The organism is Psychrobacter sp. 1044 (assembly GCF_904846525.1).
Lineage (GTDB): Bacteria > Pseudomonadota > Gammaproteobacteria > Pseudomonadales > Moraxellaceae > Psychrobacter.
On record NZ_CAJHAZ010000001.1, the window covers coordinates 183,010 to 202,885 of the forward strand.

19 protein-coding genes are annotated in these 19,876 nt (G+C 43.3%); 7 read left to right on the forward strand and 12 right to left on the reverse strand.

Annotation, left to right across the window (positions count from 1 at the left end; translation table 11 throughout):
- Positions 1-49: 49 nt before the first annotated feature.
- Positions 50-862 carry an enoyl-CoA hydratase gene (locus JMX82_RS00755; protein ID WP_201538951.1) on the reverse strand — a complete coding sequence of 271 codons (813 nt, stop codon included), beginning with the start codon at positions 860-862 and terminating at the stop codon, positions 50-52.
- A 202-nt stretch (positions 863-1,064) separates the two neighbouring features.
- Positions 1,065-1,565, reverse strand: coding sequence for a lactoylglutathione lyase family protein (locus tag JMX82_RS00760; protein ID WP_055124259.1), 501 nt, complete (start codon positions 1,563-1,565; stop codon positions 1,065-1,067).
- A 107-nt stretch (positions 1,566-1,672) separates the two neighbouring features.
- Here JMX82_RS00760 and JMX82_RS00765 point away from each other — a divergent pair, with 107 nt between their 5' ends.
- A complete protein-coding gene (locus JMX82_RS00765; protein ID WP_201538952.1) occupies positions 1,673-2,542 on the forward strand; it encodes a LysR family transcriptional regulator in 870 nt (289 codons plus the stop codon).
- An 88-nt stretch (positions 2,543-2,630) separates the two neighbouring features.
- On the opposite strand, the gene JMX82_RS00770 is transcribed toward JMX82_RS00765, so the two are convergent.
- Both JMX82_RS00770 and JMX82_RS00775 read right to left on the reverse strand, forming a co-directional pair.
- The gene (locus tag JMX82_RS00770; RefSeq protein WP_201538953.1) at positions 2,631-3,767 is read right to left on the reverse strand and encodes a glycerate kinase; all 1,137 of its coding nucleotides are present in this window, start codon (positions 3,765-3,767) and stop codon (positions 2,631-2,633) included.
- A 20-nt stretch (positions 3,768-3,787) separates the two neighbouring features.
- Positions 3,788-5,146 carry a GntP family permease gene (locus tag JMX82_RS00775; RefSeq protein ID WP_201538954.1) on the reverse strand — a complete coding sequence of 453 codons (1,359 nt, stop codon included), beginning with the start codon at positions 5,144-5,146 and terminating at the stop codon, positions 3,788-3,790.
- Positions 5,147-5,372: 226 nt separating this feature from the next.
- On the opposite strand from JMX82_RS00775, the gene cobT reads away from it, so the two are divergent.
- Genes cobT through JMX82_RS00790 form a run of 3 tightly spaced genes read left to right on the forward strand, consistent with a single transcriptional unit; the run spans position 5,373 to position 7,868 of the window.
- Positions 5,373-6,425 carry a nicotinate-nucleotide--dimethylbenzimidazole phosphoribosyltransferase gene (gene cobT, locus JMX82_RS00780; RefSeq protein ID WP_227676240.1) on the forward strand — a complete coding sequence of 351 codons (1,053 nt, stop codon included), beginning with the start codon at positions 5,373-5,375 and terminating at the stop codon, positions 6,423-6,425.
- Complete coding sequence (gene cobS, locus JMX82_RS00785) at positions 6,425-7,285, forward strand: adenosylcobinamide-GDP ribazoletransferase (RefSeq protein WP_201538956.1); 861 nt, start codon at positions 6,425-6,427, stop codon at positions 7,283-7,285. Before cobT ends, cobS begins: the two co-directional genes overlap by 1 nt.
- Positions 7,286-7,316: 31 nt before the next feature.
- Positions 7,317-7,868: a histidine phosphatase family protein gene (locus JMX82_RS00790; RefSeq protein WP_201538957.1), complete on the forward strand. Its 552-nt coding sequence runs from the start codon at positions 7,317-7,319 to the stop codon at positions 7,866-7,868.
- A 77-nt stretch (positions 7,869-7,945) separates the two neighbouring features.
- Here the strand turns inward: JMX82_RS00790 and JMX82_RS00795 are convergent, their stop codons facing one another.
- The 6 genes from JMX82_RS00795 to ppsA form a co-directional block, all read right to left on the reverse strand.
- On the reverse strand, positions 7,946-8,194 hold the full coding sequence (locus JMX82_RS00795) for a hypothetical protein (protein WP_055124252.1): 249 nt from the start codon (positions 8,192-8,194) through the stop codon (positions 7,946-7,948).
- Between the two features lie 270 nt (positions 8,195-8,464).
- Positions 8,465-8,974, reverse strand: coding sequence for a 50S ribosomal protein L9 (gene rplI / locus JMX82_RS00800; protein ID WP_045446903.1), 510 nt, complete (start codon positions 8,972-8,974; stop codon positions 8,465-8,467).
- 26 nt (positions 8,975-9,000) lie between these two features.
- The gene (gene rpsR / locus JMX82_RS00805) at positions 9,001-9,231 is read right to left on the reverse strand and encodes a 30S ribosomal protein S18 (RefSeq protein ID WP_010198808.1); all 231 of its coding nucleotides are present in this window, start codon (positions 9,229-9,231) and stop codon (positions 9,001-9,003) included.
- A gap of 16 nt (positions 9,232-9,247) precedes the next feature.
- Positions 9,248-9,652, reverse strand: coding sequence for a 30S ribosomal protein S6 (gene rpsF / locus JMX82_RS00810; protein ID WP_045446907.1), 405 nt, complete (start codon positions 9,650-9,652; stop codon positions 9,248-9,250).
- 280 nt (positions 9,653-9,932) lie between these two features.
- The gene (locus tag JMX82_RS00815; protein ID WP_201538958.1) at positions 9,933-10,928 is read right to left on the reverse strand and encodes an RDD family protein; all 996 of its coding nucleotides are present in this window, start codon (positions 10,926-10,928) and stop codon (positions 9,933-9,935) included.
- 129 nt (positions 10,929-11,057) lie between these two features.
- Positions 11,058-13,442, reverse strand: coding sequence for a phosphoenolpyruvate synthase (ppsA, locus tag JMX82_RS00820; RefSeq protein ID WP_045452104.1), 2,385 nt, complete (start codon positions 13,440-13,442; stop codon positions 11,058-11,060).
- A gap of 594 nt (positions 13,443-14,036) precedes the next feature.
- On the opposite strand from ppsA, the gene JMX82_RS00825 reads away from it, so the two are divergent.
- The 3 genes from JMX82_RS00825 (at position 14,037) to sthA (ending at position 17,205) form a co-directional block, all read left to right on the forward strand.
- Entirely contained in the window at positions 14,037-14,933 is an 897-nt protein-coding gene (locus JMX82_RS00825) for a pyruvate, water dikinase regulatory protein (RefSeq protein WP_045446910.1), read from the forward strand.
- 136 nt (positions 14,934-15,069) lie between these two features.
- On the forward strand, positions 15,070-15,474 hold the full coding sequence (locus JMX82_RS00830) for a DUF4377 domain-containing protein (RefSeq protein ID WP_045446913.1): 405 nt from the start codon (positions 15,070-15,072) through the stop codon (positions 15,472-15,474).
- A gap of 81 nt (positions 15,475-15,555) precedes the next feature.
- Positions 15,556-17,205 (forward strand): Si-specific NAD(P)(+) transhydrogenase, encoded by a 1,650-nt coding sequence (sthA, locus tag JMX82_RS00835; protein WP_045452107.1) that lies wholly within the window; start codon positions 15,556-15,558, stop codon positions 17,203-17,205.
- Between the two features lie 129 nt (positions 17,206-17,334).
- On the opposite strand, the gene JMX82_RS00840 is transcribed toward sthA, so the two are convergent.
- Entirely contained in the window at positions 17,335-18,537 is a 1,203-nt protein-coding gene (locus JMX82_RS00840) for an ABC transporter permease (protein ID WP_201538959.1), read from the reverse strand.
- Positions 18,537-19,874, reverse strand: coding sequence for an ABC transporter permease (locus tag JMX82_RS00845; RefSeq protein WP_201538960.1), 1,338 nt, complete (start codon positions 19,872-19,874; stop codon positions 18,537-18,539). Before JMX82_RS00845 ends, JMX82_RS00840 begins: the two co-directional genes overlap by 1 nt.
- Positions 19,875-19,876: the final 2 nt, after the last annotated feature.

A 19,876-nucleotide genomic window follows, 5' to 3' on the forward strand; every position in this document is an offset into this window, starting at 1 on the left:
GTTAATAAAAAAATAACAGTGGTTAAGTAGGTGGCAGCCACAGCTGTAGTTAGCATCCTTTCCATACGGCTTGGCGCTTTTCAACAAAGGCGTCAATACCTTCACTCACGTCGTCTGCCATCATATTACAAGTCATTACTTCACTGGCATAGTCATAAGCATCTTCGACGCTCATATTCAATTGCTTATAAAACATATCTTTGCCAGTTCTTACCGCTACTGGAGATTTGGTAGTAATCGCCGTTATCAACGATTGCAAGACTTGCTCTAATTGATCTGCTGGGGCTACTCGATTGATTAATCCATATTGCAAAGCAGTATGTGCATCGATAAATTCACCAGTAATGAGCATCTCAAACGCTTGCTTACGAGGTAGATTGCGACTGACGGCTACAGCAGGTGTGGAGCAAAAAAGCCCAACGTTTATCCCTGAAGTGGCAAATTTGGCTTTATCAGCGGCAACGGCTAAATCACAGGCGGCGACCAGTTGGCACCCTGCTGCTGTCGCGATACCTTGCACTTTTGCAATCACGACTTGCGGCATACGATTAATAGTGAGCATCATGTGACTGCATTGTTGGAATAGGGCGCGCTGAAAGGCTTCATCTGAATGTGCGCGCATCTCTTTTAGATTGTGACCGGCACAAAACGCTTTACCATTTGCTGCAATGACGACTACACGGATATTGTCATCTTGAGCGATACTGTCCAGTTCCGCTTGTAGCGCAGAGAGTAGCTCAACGGATAAGGCATTGAATTGCTTTGGTCGGTTTAAGGTGAGAGTGACCACGCCACTTTTTCTATCGTCTTTTCTAATAACGGGAAAGTCATCCATGTCTAAGGCAACGTCAGAGTTTGTCATTTATCATCCTTGATAATGGGTTGTTTCGTTTGGTAGATGCTATGTATAGCTACCTAAATAGTAGCATGGCTTACCTCTTATATAATAGGTTGCTCATGTAGAAAGCAGACAAATAAAAATAGCGATCTCATATTCTGAGGTCGCTATTTGTTTATCAGTCAGATACAAGTTAAGGCTGTATTAAGCTGTATGTACACTGAGTTTAGTATGCGCCTTCGCTATAAATAAGCTCGTAGCTGTGGCTGTATATCTCGACGATATTGCCAAACGGGTCTTCCATGTAGATCATGCGGTAAGGTTTTTCACCAGGGTAATAATAGCGTGGTTTTTCCATACGCTTTTTACCGCCAGCTGCAACGATGCGTTCAGCCAACTCTTCAACATTTGGATCTTGAACGCAGAAGTGAAAGATACCTGTTTTCCAATATTCAAAGTTATTTTCAGGGTTTTCTTGATTTTTAAATTCAAAAATCTCAACACCGATACGGTCACCAGTAGATAGGTGAGCAATACGGAAACTGCCCCAACCTGAACCGAATACTTCAGTACACATCTCACCAATCGGGCTATTATCTTCAACAATCTCTGTTGGCTCCATGATGGTGTACCAACCCATTACTTCAGTATAAAATTTTACGGCGGCTTCTAGGTCGGGAACTGAAAGGCCGATGTGCGAAAAACTCCTTGGATAAACGTTGTTCATAGCTTTTGCTCCTGTTAGTTGTACTCTTATTTAACGTGAGGCCAGTATACAAACATACGATTATTATGTAAAATTATCAAATATTATATAAATAATTATGTATCGTAATGATAAATATCACATGGTTACGCACTTTTTGTGCGCTTGCCGAATTCGGGCACTTTACTCGTACGGCTGAACGCTTACACATGACCCAATCTGGCGTGAGTCAGCACATACGTAAGCTAGAAGATCAGTTGGATATAGACTTACTGATTCGTCAAGGAAAGCAGTTTTCACTGACCAATGCAGGTGAGCAGCTCTATAAAGAAGCAGGCGAGATATTGCAGCGCTTATCAAATCTGGAGCAGCGCATCGGTGAAGATCCTCCTTATGAAGGATTGGTGCGTTTGATGTCGCCTGGTAGTGTGGGACTCAAGCTATATCCGCAGCTTTTGATCTTACAACAGCAGCATCCAAAGCTAGTGATTGATTACCGTTTTGCACCCAATTCTGATATAGAGAAGGCGCTTGCTAATCATGAGATTGACATTGGCTTTATGACGGATGTCTCAGATGAGGAGACAGTCAGTTGTAAGTCTATGGCTCAAGAAGCGCTAATATTAGTAACACCTGCAACTACGGTAGAGCCGAGCTGGGAGCATCTCACCGAGCTTGGCTTTATTGATCATCCAGATGGTGCCCATCATGCAGGTATGCTGCTAAGCGCTAATTATCCTGAATTCCAGCACATCAATGATTTTGAGAAAAAAGGCTTTTCGAATCAGATAGGATTAATCTTAGAGCCAGTGAGTAGGGGTATAGGCTTTACCGTGCTACCTGCACATGCAGTGGCTGCTTATCAAAAGCCTGAGCTGATTAAAAGCCATCATCTGCCTGTTGCCGTTAGCGAGACGCTATATCTTGCGGTAAGACGACGGCATGCACTCTCTAATAGAATGCACACGGTCATTGATGAAGTAACGAAATGGCTATAGATATTTTGAGAATAAATGATAAATGCACAGCTATCAAAGGTTAAATAGCTGTGCATTTAATAGAAGTCGTTTATTTAATAGACTATCGTTATTTCAAGTTTTGCCCAAGTTTGATACTTGCAGCAATATTTACAGCTGTGGTTTCAATATTGTCATAAGCCTGACTCAGTACGTTTTCGATGGTATCTACTTTTTGGATACTGGGCATGATGACCTCGAACTGGCTAGTTTGCGCAGGTTTGAGTCCGTCAACGCTACCACAAATAGCAATGACTGGCGTATGGCTGGCTTTGGCAAGCTGACTGATACCACCTGCCACTTTACCCATGGCTGTTTGCGCATCGAGCTTACCTTCGCCCGTGATAACGAGATCAGCCTCTGCAATATGCTGTGACAGGTGAGCCACCTCAGCAACTGTGTCAAAGCCTGATTTTAGCTGAGCTTGAAAGAACGTCATCATCGCGTAGCCAAGACCGCCAGCTGCTCCAGCGCCTTCGACATGTTGGCAGTCCTCATAACCGTGATGACCGCACATGGTGGCAAAGTGATTTAGTGCCTTATCTAACTCATTGACTTGCTCTGGACAAGCGCCTTTTTGTGGACCAAATACTGCGCTCGCACCCAAAAGACCACATAAAGGATTGGTCACATCACAAGCGACTTCAAATACTGTGTCTAATACCTTTGCATGAATATTTATATTATCAAGCCTATCTAGGCTGGCAAGTGCACCACCACCATGAGTGAGTAGAGTGCCATCGATATCGTGAAATGTGATGCCTAATGCCATTAGCATGCCAAGACCTGCATCATTGGTTGCGCTACCACCTAGACCAATCACGATACGTTTAGCCCCTTCTTCTAACGCATCAGCAATCAGCTCGCCGACACCGTAACTGCTAGCAATCACAGGATTGCGTTCATCGCTTGTCAGTAGATGTAATCCGCACGCTTGAGCAACTTCGATGACAGCCGTAGCGCCGGGCAATAACAAATACTTTGCCGTTATCGGTCTCATCAGTGGATCATTGACCACCACTTCTTTCCAGCGTCCACCCAATACATAAGACAATACCGCAGAGGTGCCTTCACCGCCATCAGCCATCGGCAATAGCTTATAATCAGCCTCTGGAAACACTTGGCTGAAGCCAGATTGAATGGCGTGGCAAACATCCAGTGCGTCTAAGCTTTCTTTAAATGAGTCGGGAGCAATTAAAATTTTCATGAATGTCTCTTTGAATCTCTTTAAATAAATACCAAGGTTAATAACCAGATAAAGACGATGCTGGTCACGCCTTGAATACCCGTTGCCATAGAATGGGCTTTGTAAGCCTGCGCCACACTCATACGACTAAACTGACTGACAATCCAAAAAAAGCTGTCATTGGCGTGCGAGATAGTCATGGCACCTGCACCAATGGCCATCACACAGAATACGCGACCAAGCTCACTGTCGAGACCAATTTGATCCAATAACGGGGCGATCATCGCAGAGGTGGTGACCAAGGCGACTGTGGTCGAGCCTTGTGCCGTTTTTAACGCAGCAGAGACAATGAATGGCATAAAAATGCCAAGCCCTAACGCAGACAATGTCGTACCTAAATAATCACCGATTGGTGTCACTTTTAGCATGGCACCAAATGCACCGCCTGCGCCAGTAATCAATAGGATAGGGGCTGCCACAACCAAACCTTGAGAGATGCTGTCGCTAATTTGCTGTGTTTTTTGCTCAGTGTTAATTAGCAAGAAAGACAAGAATAAACCAATCAGTAATGCCGTGAGTGGATTGCCGATAAACACTAAAATATCTGTCAACGTGCCACTGCCAAATGGTGCACTTGGAAAGTTCGCAACAGACGATAAGCAAATCAATAGGATAGGGACAATAATAGGCAAAAACGCCATTGTTGCTGACGGCATGCTGCTATAGTCGTCGCGTGTTTTCATGTTTTCAGGCAAAGTTGCTGCTGGCGCGTCCAGTGCGTCGATATTGTCGGGAGCGACATTCAAGAAGCGATTAGACCACCACCAGCCAGCCAGTACAGCAACCGCTGTCACCACCACACCGACCATAATAACCAAGCCTAAATTGGACTCTAGTCCTAAGTTACCTGCTGCGGCAATTGGACCTGGGGTTGGTGGTACAAAGGTATGAGTTGCGTATAAGCCTGTCGCTAAGGCTATGCTCATCGCTACACTGGATACGTGTAAACGCTCGGCCAATGTTTCTTTTAATGAGTTTAAAATAATATAGCCAGAGTCACAGAATACTGGTACTGAAACCACAGCACCAACGATGGACATGGTCAAAGTAGGGAAGCGTGGTCCCAAAACTTTGATGACCGTTTCTGCCATTACAATGGCGGCACCTGTTTTTTCAAGGATTAGCCCGATGATAGTACCAAAGACAATAACCAGACCGATGTAACCTAAAATACCGCCAAAGCCATCCGAGATGGTTTTAGCAACAGTATTAAGCGGCACTTGGTAAAATAGCGCTACTAAAAAGGCTGATAATATCAATACTAAAAAAGGATGCCACTTTAACTTTGCTGTGGCAAAAATAATAAAAAGAATGGTCAGCACAAGCCAAAATACGATCATTACTGTCTCTACATGTAGGGTTGATAGCGATAATTGTGGATGCTGCTACTGAGCTATTATTTCATTAATAGCAGCATCAATAGGTATATGGATTTTTAAAGGGGCATATTTTATAGTAAATCCAAGCTGCTAGGGAATCTATTCGGCTCATATTTGATTTTATTCATGGTAAAGCTTAGATACTCTGCTAGTATGTGCTTTTTGCTTCACACGTACCATTATCAGGATGCCTACCTTGACCATATTTACCGCGCCTACTATAGCCAATATAGAAAATGATGAATTACGTCAGCAGCTACAGCAGATTATAGACCTAAAAACCAAGCCGCTGGGCGCGCTTGGGCGAATAGAGGCACTCGCTGTGCAGTTGGGCATGATTCAAGGAACGATCACACCGCATATTGAGCAAGCGCAAATACGAGTGTTTGCGGCAGACCATGGTTTAACTAAGCATGGTACATCAGCGTTTCCTAGTGCTGTCACTGCGCAAATGGTTCATAACTTTTTGCAAGGTGGTGCCGCCATCAACGTATTGGCACGCCAGCATAATATTGAGTTAAAGGTTGTTGACGCTGGGGTGAATGCCGACTTTGCTCCTCATCCAAAATTGCTAGATTATAAAGTTCGCCATGGTAGCCGAGACGCGCTAACAGAGCCTGCAATGACAGAAACAGAATGTTTGGCAGCGCTAAAAAATGGCATGAAAGTCGTCAAGAATCTAGCGGGTAATCTGTTGATTGTTGGTGAAATGGGCATAGGTAATACTTCAGCAGCGAGTCTTTTGCTCGCAAGACTGGGCGACTTGTCTATTGCTGATTGTATTGGTCGCGGTACAGGGCTTGATGATGCAAGATTAGAGCATAAGACGGATATTTTGACGCAAGTATTAGAGCGCCATCAACAGGCACAAGCACCGTTTGATGTACTCGCTGCATTGGGCGGGCTTGAGATTGCCATGATGGCGGGTGCGCTGATTCAGGCTGCTAGTGAACGGCGTATTCTCCTGATTGATGGTTTTATTGCCAGTAGCGCATTATTGGTGGCTGGACGCCTAGCGCCCGGTGTTGCTCAATACGCGGTCTTTGCTCATCATTCTGTTGAGCCGGGGCACGCGCATTTATTGAAATCATTAAATGCTGAGCCTTTACTTAATATGGGCATGCGCTTAGGCGAGGGTAGCGGGGCTGCGCTCGCGTATCCATTGTTGCAATCCGCTTGCGCCATTATCAATGAGATGGCAAGCTTTAGTGACGCTGGTATCAGTGAGCAAAACAACTGATGTCACAATCATCAAACAAACCATCAAATCAGCCATCCTTGCCTAGACGAACCCTTGCTCAATTGATAAAGCATGAATGGATATTGTTACTGGTCGCCGTTCAATTTTTAACGAGATTATCAGTACCACCATTTAAGCATTACGATCCGCAATGGTTGCATCAGAGCAGTCGCCATTTCCCCGCAGTCGGTTTACTGGTGGGCTTACTCTGTGCTGGCATGTTTTGGCTGGGTAGTCTGTTATTTACGCCCCTAGTTGCTGCAGCGCTGAGCACAGCTTTTGGAATTAAACTGACGGGCGCTTTTCATGAAGATGGTCTGGCGGATAGCTGTGACGGTCTCGGCGGTGGTCTGACTCGCGAGCGCACACTGACTATTATGAAAGACTCACGTCTAGGTACTTATGGTGTATTAGGTTTGGTGTCGGCGCTATTACTCAAAATCAGCTTACTTGCCTCGATGCCCTTAACGATGGCTGTCATCGCGCTTATCCTAGGACATACCGCGTCGCGTTTACTTTGCATTAGCCTGCTGTCTTTACTGCCTTATGGTGGAGAGATAGAACACGCAAAAGCCAAACCGATGGCGCAGCAGTTGACGCCAATACAAGGGCTATATAGCAGTGGCTGGCTAATATTGGCTATTATTTTAGTCGCACTTATATTTCCCAATACGATGCAGCAGATTGGGCTTGCTCAATGGTTGTTAGCCATGATACTGGCGCTGATAGCCACTGACTACATGCGACGTTTATTGCGCAGGCGCTTGGATGGTTACACGGGCGATGGGCTCGGCGCGACGCAGCAGCTTAGCGAAATCGCCATTTATATCGGACTGGCTGCTTCTATACCCTTTATTTAAATCAAATCGTCAACAAGGACAATACTCATTCATGATTCTCTATATTTGGCGTCATCCCAAACCGATGAATACTGAAGGAATTTGTATTGGACAAACTGATATCGGCGTCGATAAACGTAAGTTGAAACGTCTTGCCAATAAAATCGAGCGCTTTGTGCGTTTGCAGCAATTACCAAAAACAATTTGGGTTAGCCCCTTACAACGTTCACTAAAAGTCGGGCAAATATTAGCGCAACGTGGTTTTGAGTGTCGAGTCGCACCTGAATTGGCTGAGATTCATTTCGGTGAGTGGGATGGTAAGAATTGGCAGCAAATCACCAAGCAAGAGATTGATGAGTGGTGTAACAATTTTGCCCATTTTGCGCCCAGTTATGGAGAGAGCTTGCAGCAGCTATTTGAGCGTGTTGAAGGTTGGTTGCTTAATATTTCAGCTGAACAAGAAGATAGCCCAATATTAGTCATCGGTCATGCAGGCTGGATAAGTACAGCCAAGATAATAGCTGCTGACCAATCAGTGCCGAAAACAGCCGCTGAGTGGCCGCGCTCTGTCGCATATCTGTCCTGTAATCGTATTGATATTTAATTAAAAAAACGGCCATTATGTTGACCGTTCTTAAATTTTGAATGCTTTTGAGTGCTTTTGAATAGTTCAGGAGGCTGCTAGCTTTCAGCTTGTAGCTCATCAATTTTTTCAAAATAGGCTCTCTCGTTTTCTGCTAATCCTAGGTTCGAATCAAAGCTCACATAAATGCCTCTATCGTCCAGTGTTGCATACCAGTGGTCTGCATCATTATCGGTTAGGATTTGAAAGTATTTATTATTAACGATTCTACCCACCTTATAAATTTCACCTTCGCTATAAAAGTGATTACCTTGGGTACAGCGTAATTTGTCGTCAGTATTTATCATGTCATTGCAGCCTATCGTTATCTAAATAAAATCTATCAATTAAATACGACGAGCATATCAACTCAGGTGACAATAATAAAGATGACTTTATAGGTAGTATCTTATTGTTAAGTATAGGCTTTCCAAGCTATTTATTACAAATAGTTGCTAGAATATATCACTGCACAAGATACCTGATAAAATCATAAATTAAACGCGATAGCAAAACGCAAAAAAGCCAGCAACATGACGTTACTGGCTTTTTTAGACTAGATCTAGGTATTCAAAAAATTACTCTTCTGAATAATCTTCGTTCTCGTCTTCAACTTCTGTTGCTGACTCTTCGTTGTCGCCATCTTCAGAAAGAATGGTAACTAGAATAGTAGCGGTAACGTCATGATGTAGTTGAATATCAACATTGTATTCGCCAACTTGACGTAAAGTGCCTTCAGGAAGCTTGATTTCAGCACGGTCTACTTCTAGACCTGAGTTAGTCAATGCTTCAGCAATATCACGAGTACCGATAGAGCCGAATAGCTTGCCTTCGTCGCCTGATTTAGCACGCATGATGACATTAACGTCAGTTAGCGCATCAGCACGTTCTTGAGCAACAGCTACTTCTTTCGCTTCTTCAGCTTCAAGCTCAGCACGACGTGCTTCGAACTTTTCAATGTTAGCTGCAGTAGCAGGTAGTGCTTTACCCAAAGGGATAAGAAAGTTACGTCCGTAACCTGGTTTCACATCGACAGTTTCACCGAGTTTACCAAGGTTGACGATACGCTGTAACAAAATAATTTGCATGAGTCATTCCTAGTTAAAATTAACGGTTAACCCTGATGGTTATCAGTGTATGGAAGTAGCGATAAATAACGAGCTTGCTTGATAGCAGTAGCTAGTTGACGCTGATATTTAGTAGATGTACCGGTAATGCGGCTTGGTACGATTTTACCATTATCACTGATGTACTGTTTTAGCAATTCAACATCTTTATAATCGATGTGAGTGATGCCTTCAGCAGTGAAACGGCAGAATTTGCGACGGCGATAGAAACGTGCCATGAGTATTCTCCTTTAATTAGTCTTCACTGTTGTCGTTGTCGTCATTATCGTTTTCACGACTGTCTGGACGACGAGTAGTTGCTTTGCGTGCGCGTTTTTCATCGGCATTCTTGGCTAACTGCGACTCTTCAGTGACAGCGTCGTCACGGCGCATAACTAGACTACGAATGATCGCGTCGTTATAACGGAATAATTCTTCAAGTTCAGCTAAAGTTTCACCGTCAGTTTCAATGTTGAAAAGAACGTAGTGAGCTTTGTGAATCTTGTTGATTGGATATGCCAATTGACGGCGGCCCCAATCTTCTAAACGATGGATAACACCGTTGTTGTCTTGAACTAACTTGATGTAGCGCTCAACCATGCCGACCACTTGGTCGCTTTGGTCTGGGTGTACAAGTAACACCAGTTCGTAATGTCGCATTATGACTCCTTACGGATTAGTAGCTATTAACCCTATGTTAATAGCAAGGAGATTTATAAGGTAAGCCCGATTTCTAGCTATTATTATGAAAAATAATAAGAAATAAGCTTAGTTTATAAAGCGCCGTATTATAACAGTACTTAGCAACTAACACAAAGGTTAATCACTGAGCCACCGTTAATAGATTATAACAATAATTAGAAATGCTCGATTCATAAAAAAGCAGCGATATCACGCTGCTTTTTTATCAAAATAATAAGATGGATTGTTAATAAACAAGCTATTTTATTTTTGGTTCTTTCACTAACTGACTGCTATCTGCTTTTACCACTAAGGTTTTGGCCAATTTGTCATGCCAGCCGATATTTTCAGGGCTTTTCGATGCCATGTAATAGTGAATAGCAATAATCACGAACCCTAAGAAGCTAGTAAACGAAAACAATAAGTTATAAATAATAAACAATAACAAAGTACGCACACCAATAAGCTTGGTAAAAGAGGGCAACCGATGAGTGGTTTGATCCACCACGCGAATACCCGTAATCAGCTTACCGAGTGACTGACCACGCAGTGTGATAAATACCAATTGTAGCGCAAATAAGCCAAATACCATCACTTGCGACATCATCAATGTGCTACTAGGAAGACTCTCCATCAGTGTCATTGAATACTGATAAGCCGCATCCATGTCTTGGATATTTTGGAATTTGGTATAATCTACATCCATTTTTGTCAATGCCATCACTAGCGGAAAAATAGCCAGTAGATAGAGTAGTCCATTGATGGCTGTTGCTAATACTCGCGACATAATCGGTGCAAGTACCACATTACCGACGACTTTGTCTTTGCTAGACGCAGTCTTATTTCTATTAGCCTTGTTTAGTGACACATTATTGTGCGGTGTGTGCTGACGATTGGTGGTCATGTCAGCCTTCACATTTTTATCCGTGTCTTTCGGACGTTCAGGCTTGCCATACAATCTATCTAATGAAACTGATTTGCTATCCGAGCTATTGCTAGCGTTATCTTCAGGAAAAACAGTTACATTATTGATAATAGAGTCATTAACCTGAGGCTTGCCAAGGTTGGTAGGTCGATAAACCGTTTGATTATTGGTCAAGTTACTGACACGCTGCCATTGGTCTAAGCCTTCATGCCACATCAAATCATCCAGCAGTACTTCACCAGATGCCAACATGATATTCAGCTGCTCCAAATTGTAAGGACCAGCTTGTACGTTATTTCGAGCAAGGAAAATCTGCATAATTGCCTGCATAGTTAGTCATATCTTAAGTCACTATATATGATACATAATATTAGGGTCTATTTAATATTTTTCAAATAGCCCCTAATCATTGTTTCTTTAATGACTGTGTGAATTACTGCTGTGACTGAACGTTAGGGCTTACTTCGCTTCTTCACCAGCTAAGAAGAACCAAGTATCTAGTACAGAATCAGGGTTCAACGACACTGAGCTGATACCTTGTTCCATCAGCCAGAACGCAAGATCTGGATGGTCTGATGGACCCTGACCACAGATGCCGACATATTTGTTTGCTTTACGGCACGCATCAATCGCCATGGTCAATAGTTTCTTAACCGCAGGATCACGCTCATCAAATAGATGTGAGACGATACCTGAGTCACGGTCAAGACCAAGTGTCAACTGAGTCAAGTCGTTAGAGCCGATTGAGAAACCATCGAAGTGCTCTAGGAATTCATCTGCCAATAGGGCGTTGGTTGGTAACTCACACATCATGATAACGCGTAAACCGTTTTCGCCACGTTTTAGACCGTTTTTCTCAAGTAATTCGATGACTTCTTTGGCTTCACCAACGGTACGAACGAATGGAATCATAATCTCGACATTGGTCAAGCCCATCTCATCACGTACGCGTTTTAATGCTTTACACTCAAGCTCAAAGCAGTCACGGAAATTATCAGACACATAACGACTGGCACCGCGGAAACCAAGCATTGGGTTTTCTTCTGATGGCTCGTATAATTTACCACCAAGCAAGTTAGCATATTCGTTCGATTTAAAATCTGACATACGAACAATAACTGGCTGATCCATAAAGGCAACGGCTAGCGTTGAGATACCTTCGACCAACTTATCTACATAGAAGTCAACCGGTGAGGCATAACCAGCGATACGTTCTTGGATGGCTTGTGCGATTTCGCGTGGTAAGCTGTTCATGTTCAGTAGTGCTTTTGGATGCACACCAATCATACGGTTGATGATGAACTCTAAACGCGCAAGACCAATACCTTCGTTTGGCATTTGCGTGAATGAGAAGGCGCGATCTGGATTACCAACGTTCATCATTACTTTGAAGGCAAGCTCTGGCATAGACTCAACAGAGTTGGTCTGTACTTCAAAATCAATTTGACTTTCATAAATGAAGCCAGTATCACCTTCGGCACAAGAAGCAGTTACGTCTTGACCATCAACCAATAGCTCAGTCGCGTTACCACAACCAACGATGGCTGGAACACCTAGCTCACGAGCGATAATCGCTGCGTGACACGTACGACCACCACGGTTAGTGATGATAGCAGAAGCACGCTTCATGACTGGTTCCCAATCCGGATCCGTCATGTCTGATACCAGTACATCACCTTCTTGTACTTTATCCATCTCATTTAAGTTGCTAACGATACGGACTTTACCTGAACCGATACGCTGACCGATTGAACGACCTTCACACAATACTTTAGCGTTAGTGGTGTCGATGATATAGCGTTCCATGACATTGCTGTCTTGGCGGCTCTTAACGGTTTCAGGACGTGCCTGAACGATAAAGATTTCATTGGTATCGCCGTCTTTTGCCCACTCGATATCCATCGCTTGACCATAATGCTTTTCGATCGTTACGGCTTGTTTGGCAAGAGAGGTTAGCTCTTCAGTTGATAATGAGAACTGCATACGATCTTGTTTTTCAACATCGACAGTTTTCACTGATTTAGTGGTGCTACCTTCATCACCGTAAATCATTTTCTTATGCTTGCTGCCTAGGTTACGGCGAATCACCGATGGTTTACCATTGGCTAGCAATTGCTTAGAAATATAGAATTCATCTGGGTTAACCGCGCCCTGTACAACCATTTCACCTAGACCATAGCTTGACGTGATGAATACCACTTGATCAAAACCGCTTTCGGTATCTAGCGTGAACATCACACCCGCCGCGCCAGTTTCTGAGCGAACCATACGCTGTACAGCAGCAGATAAGGCAACGCCTTCATGCTCAAAACCTTTGTGTACACGATAAGAGATGGCACGGTCATTATATAGTGATGCAAATACTTCTTTAATCGCAATTAGAACGTTATCAATACCGCGAATGTTTAGGAATGTCTCTTGCTGACCCGCAAATGATGCATCTGGCAAATCTTCGGCAGTCGCAGAAGAACGTACAGCAACCGCGATGTCTTCGCCGCCGCTCATCGTTTCAAACGATTGACGTACTTCTTGCTCAAGATCACTTGGCAGCTCTTGCTCAATAATCCAAGTACGAATCTTTTTACCCGTTTCTGCAAGTTTTTTGACATCATCAACATCTAGCGTTTTTAGTTCGCTGTTGATTTTGTCAAGCAAGCCAGTTTCGTTCAAAAAACGGTTAAATGCATTTGACGTGGTGGCAAAGCCGCCTGGAACACTAACACCCAAATCAGACAAATGGCTGATCATTTCACCTAATGAGGCGTTCTTGCCGCCGACCATTTCAATGTCGTCTTTTCCTAGCTGATCAAGATTGATTACAAGTGCTGTAGATTGCGCTGCCATGATAACTCCAGAAAATAAGGTTATTTAGTAAAGATTATAACGGTGAATTATACCGCTATATTTGAAGAATTTCGAGGGGTTGAACCAATATTTTTGTCAAAAAGATACAAATTGTGGGCTTTGCTACATAATTAGTAGAAGGTTATTCATTTTTCTATTTTTGAGATGACGTAAAAATGCGAGTAAAGATCACTCTAATTATCAAGATATGTTTATAAATCAGTTGATAAATAGGGGATTTAAAATAAATAACAGAAGAGCTTTAGGATATTCTTATAATATTTGCCTTTATATATAGCAGGTAAAGCTGCGCTAGTATGAGTAACCAGTCAGCACAATAATGGTTATTAATCGGCATGATAAGATTAAGGGCACTGTGGCTTTCTAAGTGTACGCCTGTAACATTGATTTCTATTAGGCCGCTATTATGCGTATAATGTAGAGCATCAATAGTAGCGGTTTATCCTGATATAAATGTGCAATATTAGCGCTTATACAAAACGAAAATTACGTCTGAAAATCAAGTCTAAAGCCGATCAAAAATAAAAGCCAAATGAAGATTACCATTGTGTTTTCAATCGAGGTGCCAACGTTATGTACTCAAGTAATCCAGCTGAACAACTGAATCCCACTATTCAAAATCGCAACGCACTAAACTTAGACAGCTCTCAAGCCGTTCGAACCGCGTTTTTTATCTCAGATGGCACAGCAATTACCGCGGAGACACTTGGCCGCGCTATCTTGAGTCAGTTTGCTTCAGTACCTTTTGAAACACGAGTGTTGCCATATGTCGATAGCTTAGAGCGTGCAGAGGACGCTGTTGAGCAAATCAACATGGCGTATCAACGAGATGGCTTATTGCCATTAGTCTTTGATACGATTGTTAACCCTGATATTCGTGAAAAGATTAATTCTGCCCAAAGCTGTAACTTGGATATGTATGAGGGTTTGATAGGTCGCGTCGCTGAAGAAACGGGTGTGGAGCCTGACGGACATTCGGGTCATGCACACGACGATGTGGATTCTGAGACTTATAAAGAACGTATCGACGCGGTGCATTTCGCTTTAGACAATGATGATGGTGCGCGTACGCGTCATTATGATGCGGCCGATATTATTTTGGTGGGCGTATCACGTTCAGGCAAAACACCGACTTCTTTATACTTAGCCTTACAGTTCGGTATTCGAGCAGCAAATTATCCTTTGACCGAAGATGACTTGTACGATAATCAATTACCAAAAGCATTGCGCGAGCACAAAGACAAGCTGTTCGGTCTATTGATCGATACTGATCGCTTGGTGAAAATCCGTCAAGAGCGCCGTGCGGGTAGTCGTTATTCGAGCTATCAGCAATGTCAGCAAGAGCAGCGGGCAATACAAGGGATTTATATCACGCATGGTATTCCAAGCCTTGATGTCTCTGAGATGTCCGTTGAAGAAATCGCTACGCGCATCTTGCAGATGACGGGTCTCAAACGCCGTATCGGCTAATAAAATATGAGCTATCAATGAATTGCTTGAATCAATTAATTATTTAGCAATAACGATTGCTCAAAAAAGAACCATTATTTAAAGCATCACTATTAATAATCATTTAATACCATCTCATTATCACATAGAGAATATTATGAGTTCATCTTATAAGTCTAGCAAGACCCCTTTATTATTGGCCAGCTTGCTGAGTGCGGTCAGTTTACTGAGTGCTTGCCAAACGTCACCTTTTTCACGTGAGCCAGTGCCTGAGCCACGTTATATCCCAACCATCGTATTGGGTGAAGCGCAAACGCTAACAATTATGCCCAATCGTGTGGCCTGCGCCTCAGCATTACCGATGCAGTGTTTACTGGCCAAATCAAGTAAAGATGGCAGCGTGTTTCAGGTACCTTATGATTGGATTGATGACTTTAAACCAAGCCTTGGCACAGAATATGTGATTAGTGCGCGTCCGCAGATTGATGAGGGACAGAAAAGCGCGACTGGGCATTGGACACTGCAAAATATTGTGTCACAACGTATGGTGGGCACGCCTTAGTCGTGTGATTTTGACTCAAGCAATTATTGATTCATACACAGTCTAAAAATCAAATAAATAAGTAAATGTAAAGAGGACACGATGGGAACTAAAAAACCAAGCGACGCGACCAATGATATTGGTAAGGACATTCATACCGAAGTATCAAATAAAGAAAGTGGTCGCGTGCCGAATCCTGAGCATACTGAAGGCAAAAATAAAAAACAAAATATTGAACAAACCCATGAGCAGGTCACTGATGATGTCATGCACCATCCTGATCTTATTAATCCGCTCGATGATACGCGAATCGATATCAAGTCTGGTTATACGAAAGATTCACGTCGCTTAAAAGGCGATAATCACGAGTATGAGTATGATGCGGTCGTTTTAGGAGCAGGTCCTGCTGGCGAAGCGGCGGCTATGAAACTGACTAAATCTGGCAAAAAAGTGGTGGTCATTGATCCACGTGATCAGGTAGGTGGTAACTCTACCCATGTGGGCACGATCCCAAGTAAAGCACTGCGCCAATCGGTATTTAACCTCATTAACTTTCGCCGTGATCCTATGTTTACCAAGGCGATGGAGTACAAGCAAGTTCCTCTAAATAGAGTGCTTGCCAATGCTCGAAAAGTCATTCGCAATCAGGTTAGTACGCACACACGATTCTATGAACGCAATCGCATTGAAGTGATTCAAGGTTGGGCAAGTTTCATTGATGCTCATACTTTGCGTGTTGAAACCGATGACAATGTCTTTGAAACCATTACCTTTAATAAAGCCATCGTGACGGTTGGTAGTCGTCCTTATCGCCCTGAAATTTTAGACTTTAACCATCCGCGCGTTTTTGATTCTGATAAAATTTTGCAAATGGATTATGTGGTCAAAAAAATTATCATCTATGGTGCGGGCGTGATTGGTTGTGAATATGCCTCTATCTTTACGGGTCTTGGTTATAAGGTTGATTTGATTAATAACCAAAATCAATTGCTCAGTTATCTCGATAGCGAGATTAGCGATGCTATCGCGCATGACTTTAGACAATTTGGCGTATTGATTCGTAGTAATGAAGAGATTGATCATCTTGAAACGCATGACGATTATGTCGTCTTGCATCTAAAGAGTGGTAAGCGCATCAAATCTGATGCCATTCTTTGGTCAAATGGTCGCTCAGGTAATACGGAAGGTTTAAACTTAGAAGCGATTGGTCTAAAAGCAAACAGCCGTGGTCAATTAAAAGTTGATGATACCTATTGTACTGAAATCGAAAATATCTATGCGGCAGGCGATGTGATTGGCTGGCCATCTTTGGCTTCTGCCGCTTATGACCAAGGACGCTGTGCGGCGGCATTTATGGTTGGTGATAGCGATGCAGAACCAGTGTCAAGCGTGCCAACTGGTATCTATACGATTCCTGAAATTTCTTGTATCGGTAAAACTGAGCAAGAGCTAACCGACGAAAAAGTCCCATACGAAGTGGGTCAAGCATTCTTTAAGCATTTGGCACGAGCACAAATCATTGGTGAACGCTCAGGTGTCCTAAAGATTTTGTTCCATCGTGATACGTTGGAGATTTTAGGAATCCATTGCTACGGTAACCATGCTTCAGAGATTATCCATATTGGTCAAGCCGTGATGAAGTGTAAGAGTAATAATACACTTGAGTATTTTGTGAATACTACTTTTAACTATCCAACGATGGCAGAAGCGTATCGTGTGGCGGCACTAAATGGTCTTAATCGTGTTTTTTAAGTGATAGAATATTGAAACGTTAGAAATAAAAAAGCGTCTGCTATGTTAGCAGGCGCTTTTTTTGATTCAGGATCATCGATTTGGCTTTTATTGATGGTAGGCGATAATGACATGCAATCGTCTTTTGCTTTAGGGCACTGTTTTAAGTGCTTTATTCGCGTCATGCCAGCGCACCCACATAAGTAGCGCAAAGTAAAACACCCATAAGGCGGCTAGTGCATAAAATCCAGTAGAAACTTGGGAGATGCTAGCTCCCATTTGATTAAGCTGGACGGAGGTGTTGATACCCGGTGTTGTGGGTACGAACCAACGTATGATTTGTAAAACTGTGGGCAGCTGATCTGCTGGCCACGGATAACCACTGACAAAAAACATCGGTAGTGAGCTAAAAATTAGGATTTGCATACTACGTTCGCGCTGGCGAAACCAGAGTCCAAGCACACAGCCAAGTGTCGCCACGGTTGGACAAAATAACAAAAGGAACAGTAAACTGCCAAGCATGTTTTGCCCACGCGGATAGTGGTGTAGCTCAAATGTCCAGCCATAGTAAAAGCAGCCAATAATGAAGCTAAACATACTGAGTGCAGCAATTCGCCCAAGCCAACCACGGATACTCGTCGCATGTCGCCGCTGCTCATACCACGTACCAATCAGCATCGCTGTGGCGATTAATAAGGTTTGTTGCAAAATTAGAATAGAGACCGCTGGCACCACGTAAGCGCCATAACCTTCCGTTTGATTGTATAAAGGAACAATTACTAATGGCACCGCTTGAGTATTAGCAGCCGCTGTTGCTGAATAAGCACCTTGTGCTACATTTTTTTTGACTTCAATCCCTGCTGATACCGTACTGACTGCTTTTAAAAAGCCCATCTGTACGTTTTTATTTAACAGAAAGTAGCCGCCATTACCCAATACGCTGACGCTCGCCGCTTTTTCCGATAGTACTTGCTGCTCAAGCCCACTTGGAATGACCATGTACCCAGCGATTTCATCTGACCATATGGCCTCTTTAGCCTGCTGCTCGTTGAGAAAAAGCTGAGTGTCTAACTGCGGACTGGCACTCGCATAGCGAACGATGGTTCGTGATAGATTACTATTGTCGTTATCAATGATACCAACAGGTACATGGTTGACCACTTCTGTCGAATACGGCCAAGGATAAAAGAAGCCATAAATAATGGGGGCAATCAGTAAGAGTAATAGCACACCTTTATCAGAAAAGATGTCCTTAATGGTCTGTAAAAAACTACCTAAGAAACTAGGTGTTGAGGACTGCTTGGTTGAATCTGACGTTGTCGAAGATAAATGGTCTTTTGGTGGTAATGACATTAGCGCGCCCCCCAACGTTCAGGATGCGCCAGTGCGCGTTTGGTTAATAAAGTAGTCAAGCTCATCGCAATCGTCGTGGCAATAGCCAGACCATAGACGATCGGCAATGACACAGCAACAGGCGCTTGCATCTGTAATTGTGCAATGTGCAGTTTTAGATAGTGAGTGAGTGGCAATGCATCTGACCAATGCCGAGCACTGTCACTGATAGCAATATAAGGAAAAGTCACACCAGCAAAGGCATAAGAAGGTGCTGAAATAAAACCAGTAGCAGACAAGCCCATGCGTAATGAGAATGAGCCTAAGGTAAAGATAGCACCCAGCCAAAACGATAGCATTATTAATAATATCAAACCAGCATAAGTTGCAAGCACTGAGCTCATGGCAACGGATTCTTGCGGCGTGGCAAGCCATAGAGCCAACATCGCCCAAATGCTAAAGGCCAATGTCGGCCAAAAGTATTTGCCCAACAGACCAAACAATAAGACTAAAACGTTTGCCCTTTCCGTCATATCTTCATTCGCATGGTTAGAGACTGAGATTTGATCGTCTTTGCTCAAGTATTGGTTACTGTCTACGGTATTTGATATTTGTCCCGATGTTGACTCGTTTTGTGTGGTTCGCGTCAAATCAGGATGACCTGTACTGATAAAGCGATACCAGTGGCCGAGTCGTTTATCCCGCAGCTCACGACCAATCGTCGTTGCACCGATCACCATCGCTAAAATATGCAGCAGTGCAGGTATGACGGTTGAAGCCAAAAACTGCTGATAATCAGTGGCCGCGTTAAACAAGCTGATACGCTGTATGCCAATCGGTGAGTAAGCAATCGCAGCTTGCGACGGTGCCATGCCTTGTTTGACTAAACGCTGTATCTCAACGCCTGCCGATAACGTCCCAGCGACCGCTTGAACGCTGGTTTGGATAATGCCCGAATGTGTGCCGTACTGAGCATTTACTTGTAAAATTAATGGAGCAGGCTCAGCAGATAAAATATGCCGAGAAAAATCTTCAGGGATAATAACAATAGCGTAAATATCACGCTGCAAAATAGCCGCTTTTGCCTCAGCCTCTGAGTAATAAAGCTGTCTAACCGTTAGAGTAGGGCTGGCTTCCAAATAGCGTACCGCGGTATTGGCAATCGGGCTATTGTCTTGGTCTATTACCCCAATGGGCAAATCCGTAATCTGCGTTTGTGAAAATATCCACCAAATCAGTAGGACGGTTGCCAGTGGTATCCAGACCACCATACTAAAGTCCCACGGATTTTTGGTCAAAAACCGTCGTTCATAGGCAGCACTACGTAAAAAAGCCTTACTTAACTTCATCAGGTGCATGG

What these genes read in the sequence shown, in the direction of transcription:
- JMX82_RS00755 (WP_201538951.1), bottom strand. Translation starts at nt 862, where the DNA reads ATGACAAACTCTGACGTTGCCTTAGACATGGATGACTTTCCCGTTATT.
- JMX82_RS00760 (WP_055124259.1), bottom strand. Translation starts at nt 1,565, where the DNA reads ATGAACAACGTTTATCCAAGGAGTTTTTCGCACATCGGCCTTTCAGTT.
- JMX82_RS00765 (WP_201538952.1), top strand. Translation starts at nt 1,673, where the DNA reads ATGATAAATATCACATGGTTACGCACTTTTTGTGCGCTTGCCGAATTC.
- JMX82_RS00770 (WP_201538953.1), bottom strand. Translation starts at nt 3,767, where the DNA reads ATGAAAATTTTAATTGCTCCCGACTCATTTAAAGAAAGCTTAGACGCA.
- JMX82_RS00775 (WP_201538954.1), bottom strand. Translation starts at nt 5,146, where the DNA reads ATGATCGTATTTTGGCTTGTGCTGACCATTCTTTTTATTATTTTTGCC.
- cobT (WP_227676240.1), top strand. Translation starts at nt 5,373, where the DNA reads ATGCCTACCTTGACCATATTTACCGCGCCTACTATAGCCAATATAGAA.
- cobS (WP_201538956.1), top strand. Translation starts at nt 6,425, where the DNA reads ATGTCACAATCATCAAACAAACCATCAAATCAGCCATCCTTGCCTAGA.
- JMX82_RS00790 (WP_201538957.1), top strand. Translation starts at nt 7,317, where the DNA reads ATGATTCTCTATATTTGGCGTCATCCCAAACCGATGAATACTGAAGGA.
- JMX82_RS00795 (WP_055124252.1), bottom strand. Translation starts at nt 8,194, where the DNA reads ATGATAAATACTGACGACAAATTACGCTGTACCCAAGGTAATCACTTT.
- rplI (WP_045446903.1), bottom strand. Translation starts at nt 8,974, where the DNA reads ATGCAAATTATTTTGTTACAGCGTATCGTCAACCTTGGTAAACTCGGT.
- rpsR (WP_010198808.1), bottom strand. Translation starts at nt 9,231, where the DNA reads ATGGCACGTTTCTATCGCCGTCGCAAATTCTGCCGTTTCACTGCTGAA.
- rpsF (WP_045446907.1), bottom strand. Translation starts at nt 9,652, where the DNA reads ATGCGACATTACGAACTGGTGTTACTTGTACACCCAGACCAAAGCGAC.
- JMX82_RS00815 (WP_201538958.1), bottom strand. Translation starts at nt 10,928, where the DNA reads ATGCAGGCAATTATGCAGATTTTCCTTGCTCGAAATAACGTACAAGCT.
- ppsA (WP_045452104.1), bottom strand. Translation starts at nt 13,442, where the DNA reads ATGGCAGCGCAATCTACAGCACTTGTAATCAATCTTGATCAGCTAGGA.
- JMX82_RS00825 (WP_045446910.1), top strand. Translation starts at nt 14,037, where the DNA reads ATGTACTCAAGTAATCCAGCTGAACAACTGAATCCCACTATTCAAAAT.
- JMX82_RS00830 (WP_045446913.1), top strand. Translation starts at nt 15,070, where the DNA reads ATGAGTTCATCTTATAAGTCTAGCAAGACCCCTTTATTATTGGCCAGC.
- sthA (WP_045452107.1), top strand. Translation starts at nt 15,556, where the DNA reads ATGGGAACTAAAAAACCAAGCGACGCGACCAATGATATTGGTAAGGAC.
- JMX82_RS00840 (WP_201538959.1), bottom strand. Translation starts at nt 18,537, where the DNA reads ATGTCATTACCACCAAAAGACCATTTATCTTCGACAACGTCAGATTCA.
- JMX82_RS00845 (WP_201538960.1), bottom strand. Translation starts at nt 19,874, where the DNA reads ATGCACCTGATGAAGTTAAGTAAGGCTTTTTTACGTAGTGCTGCCTAT.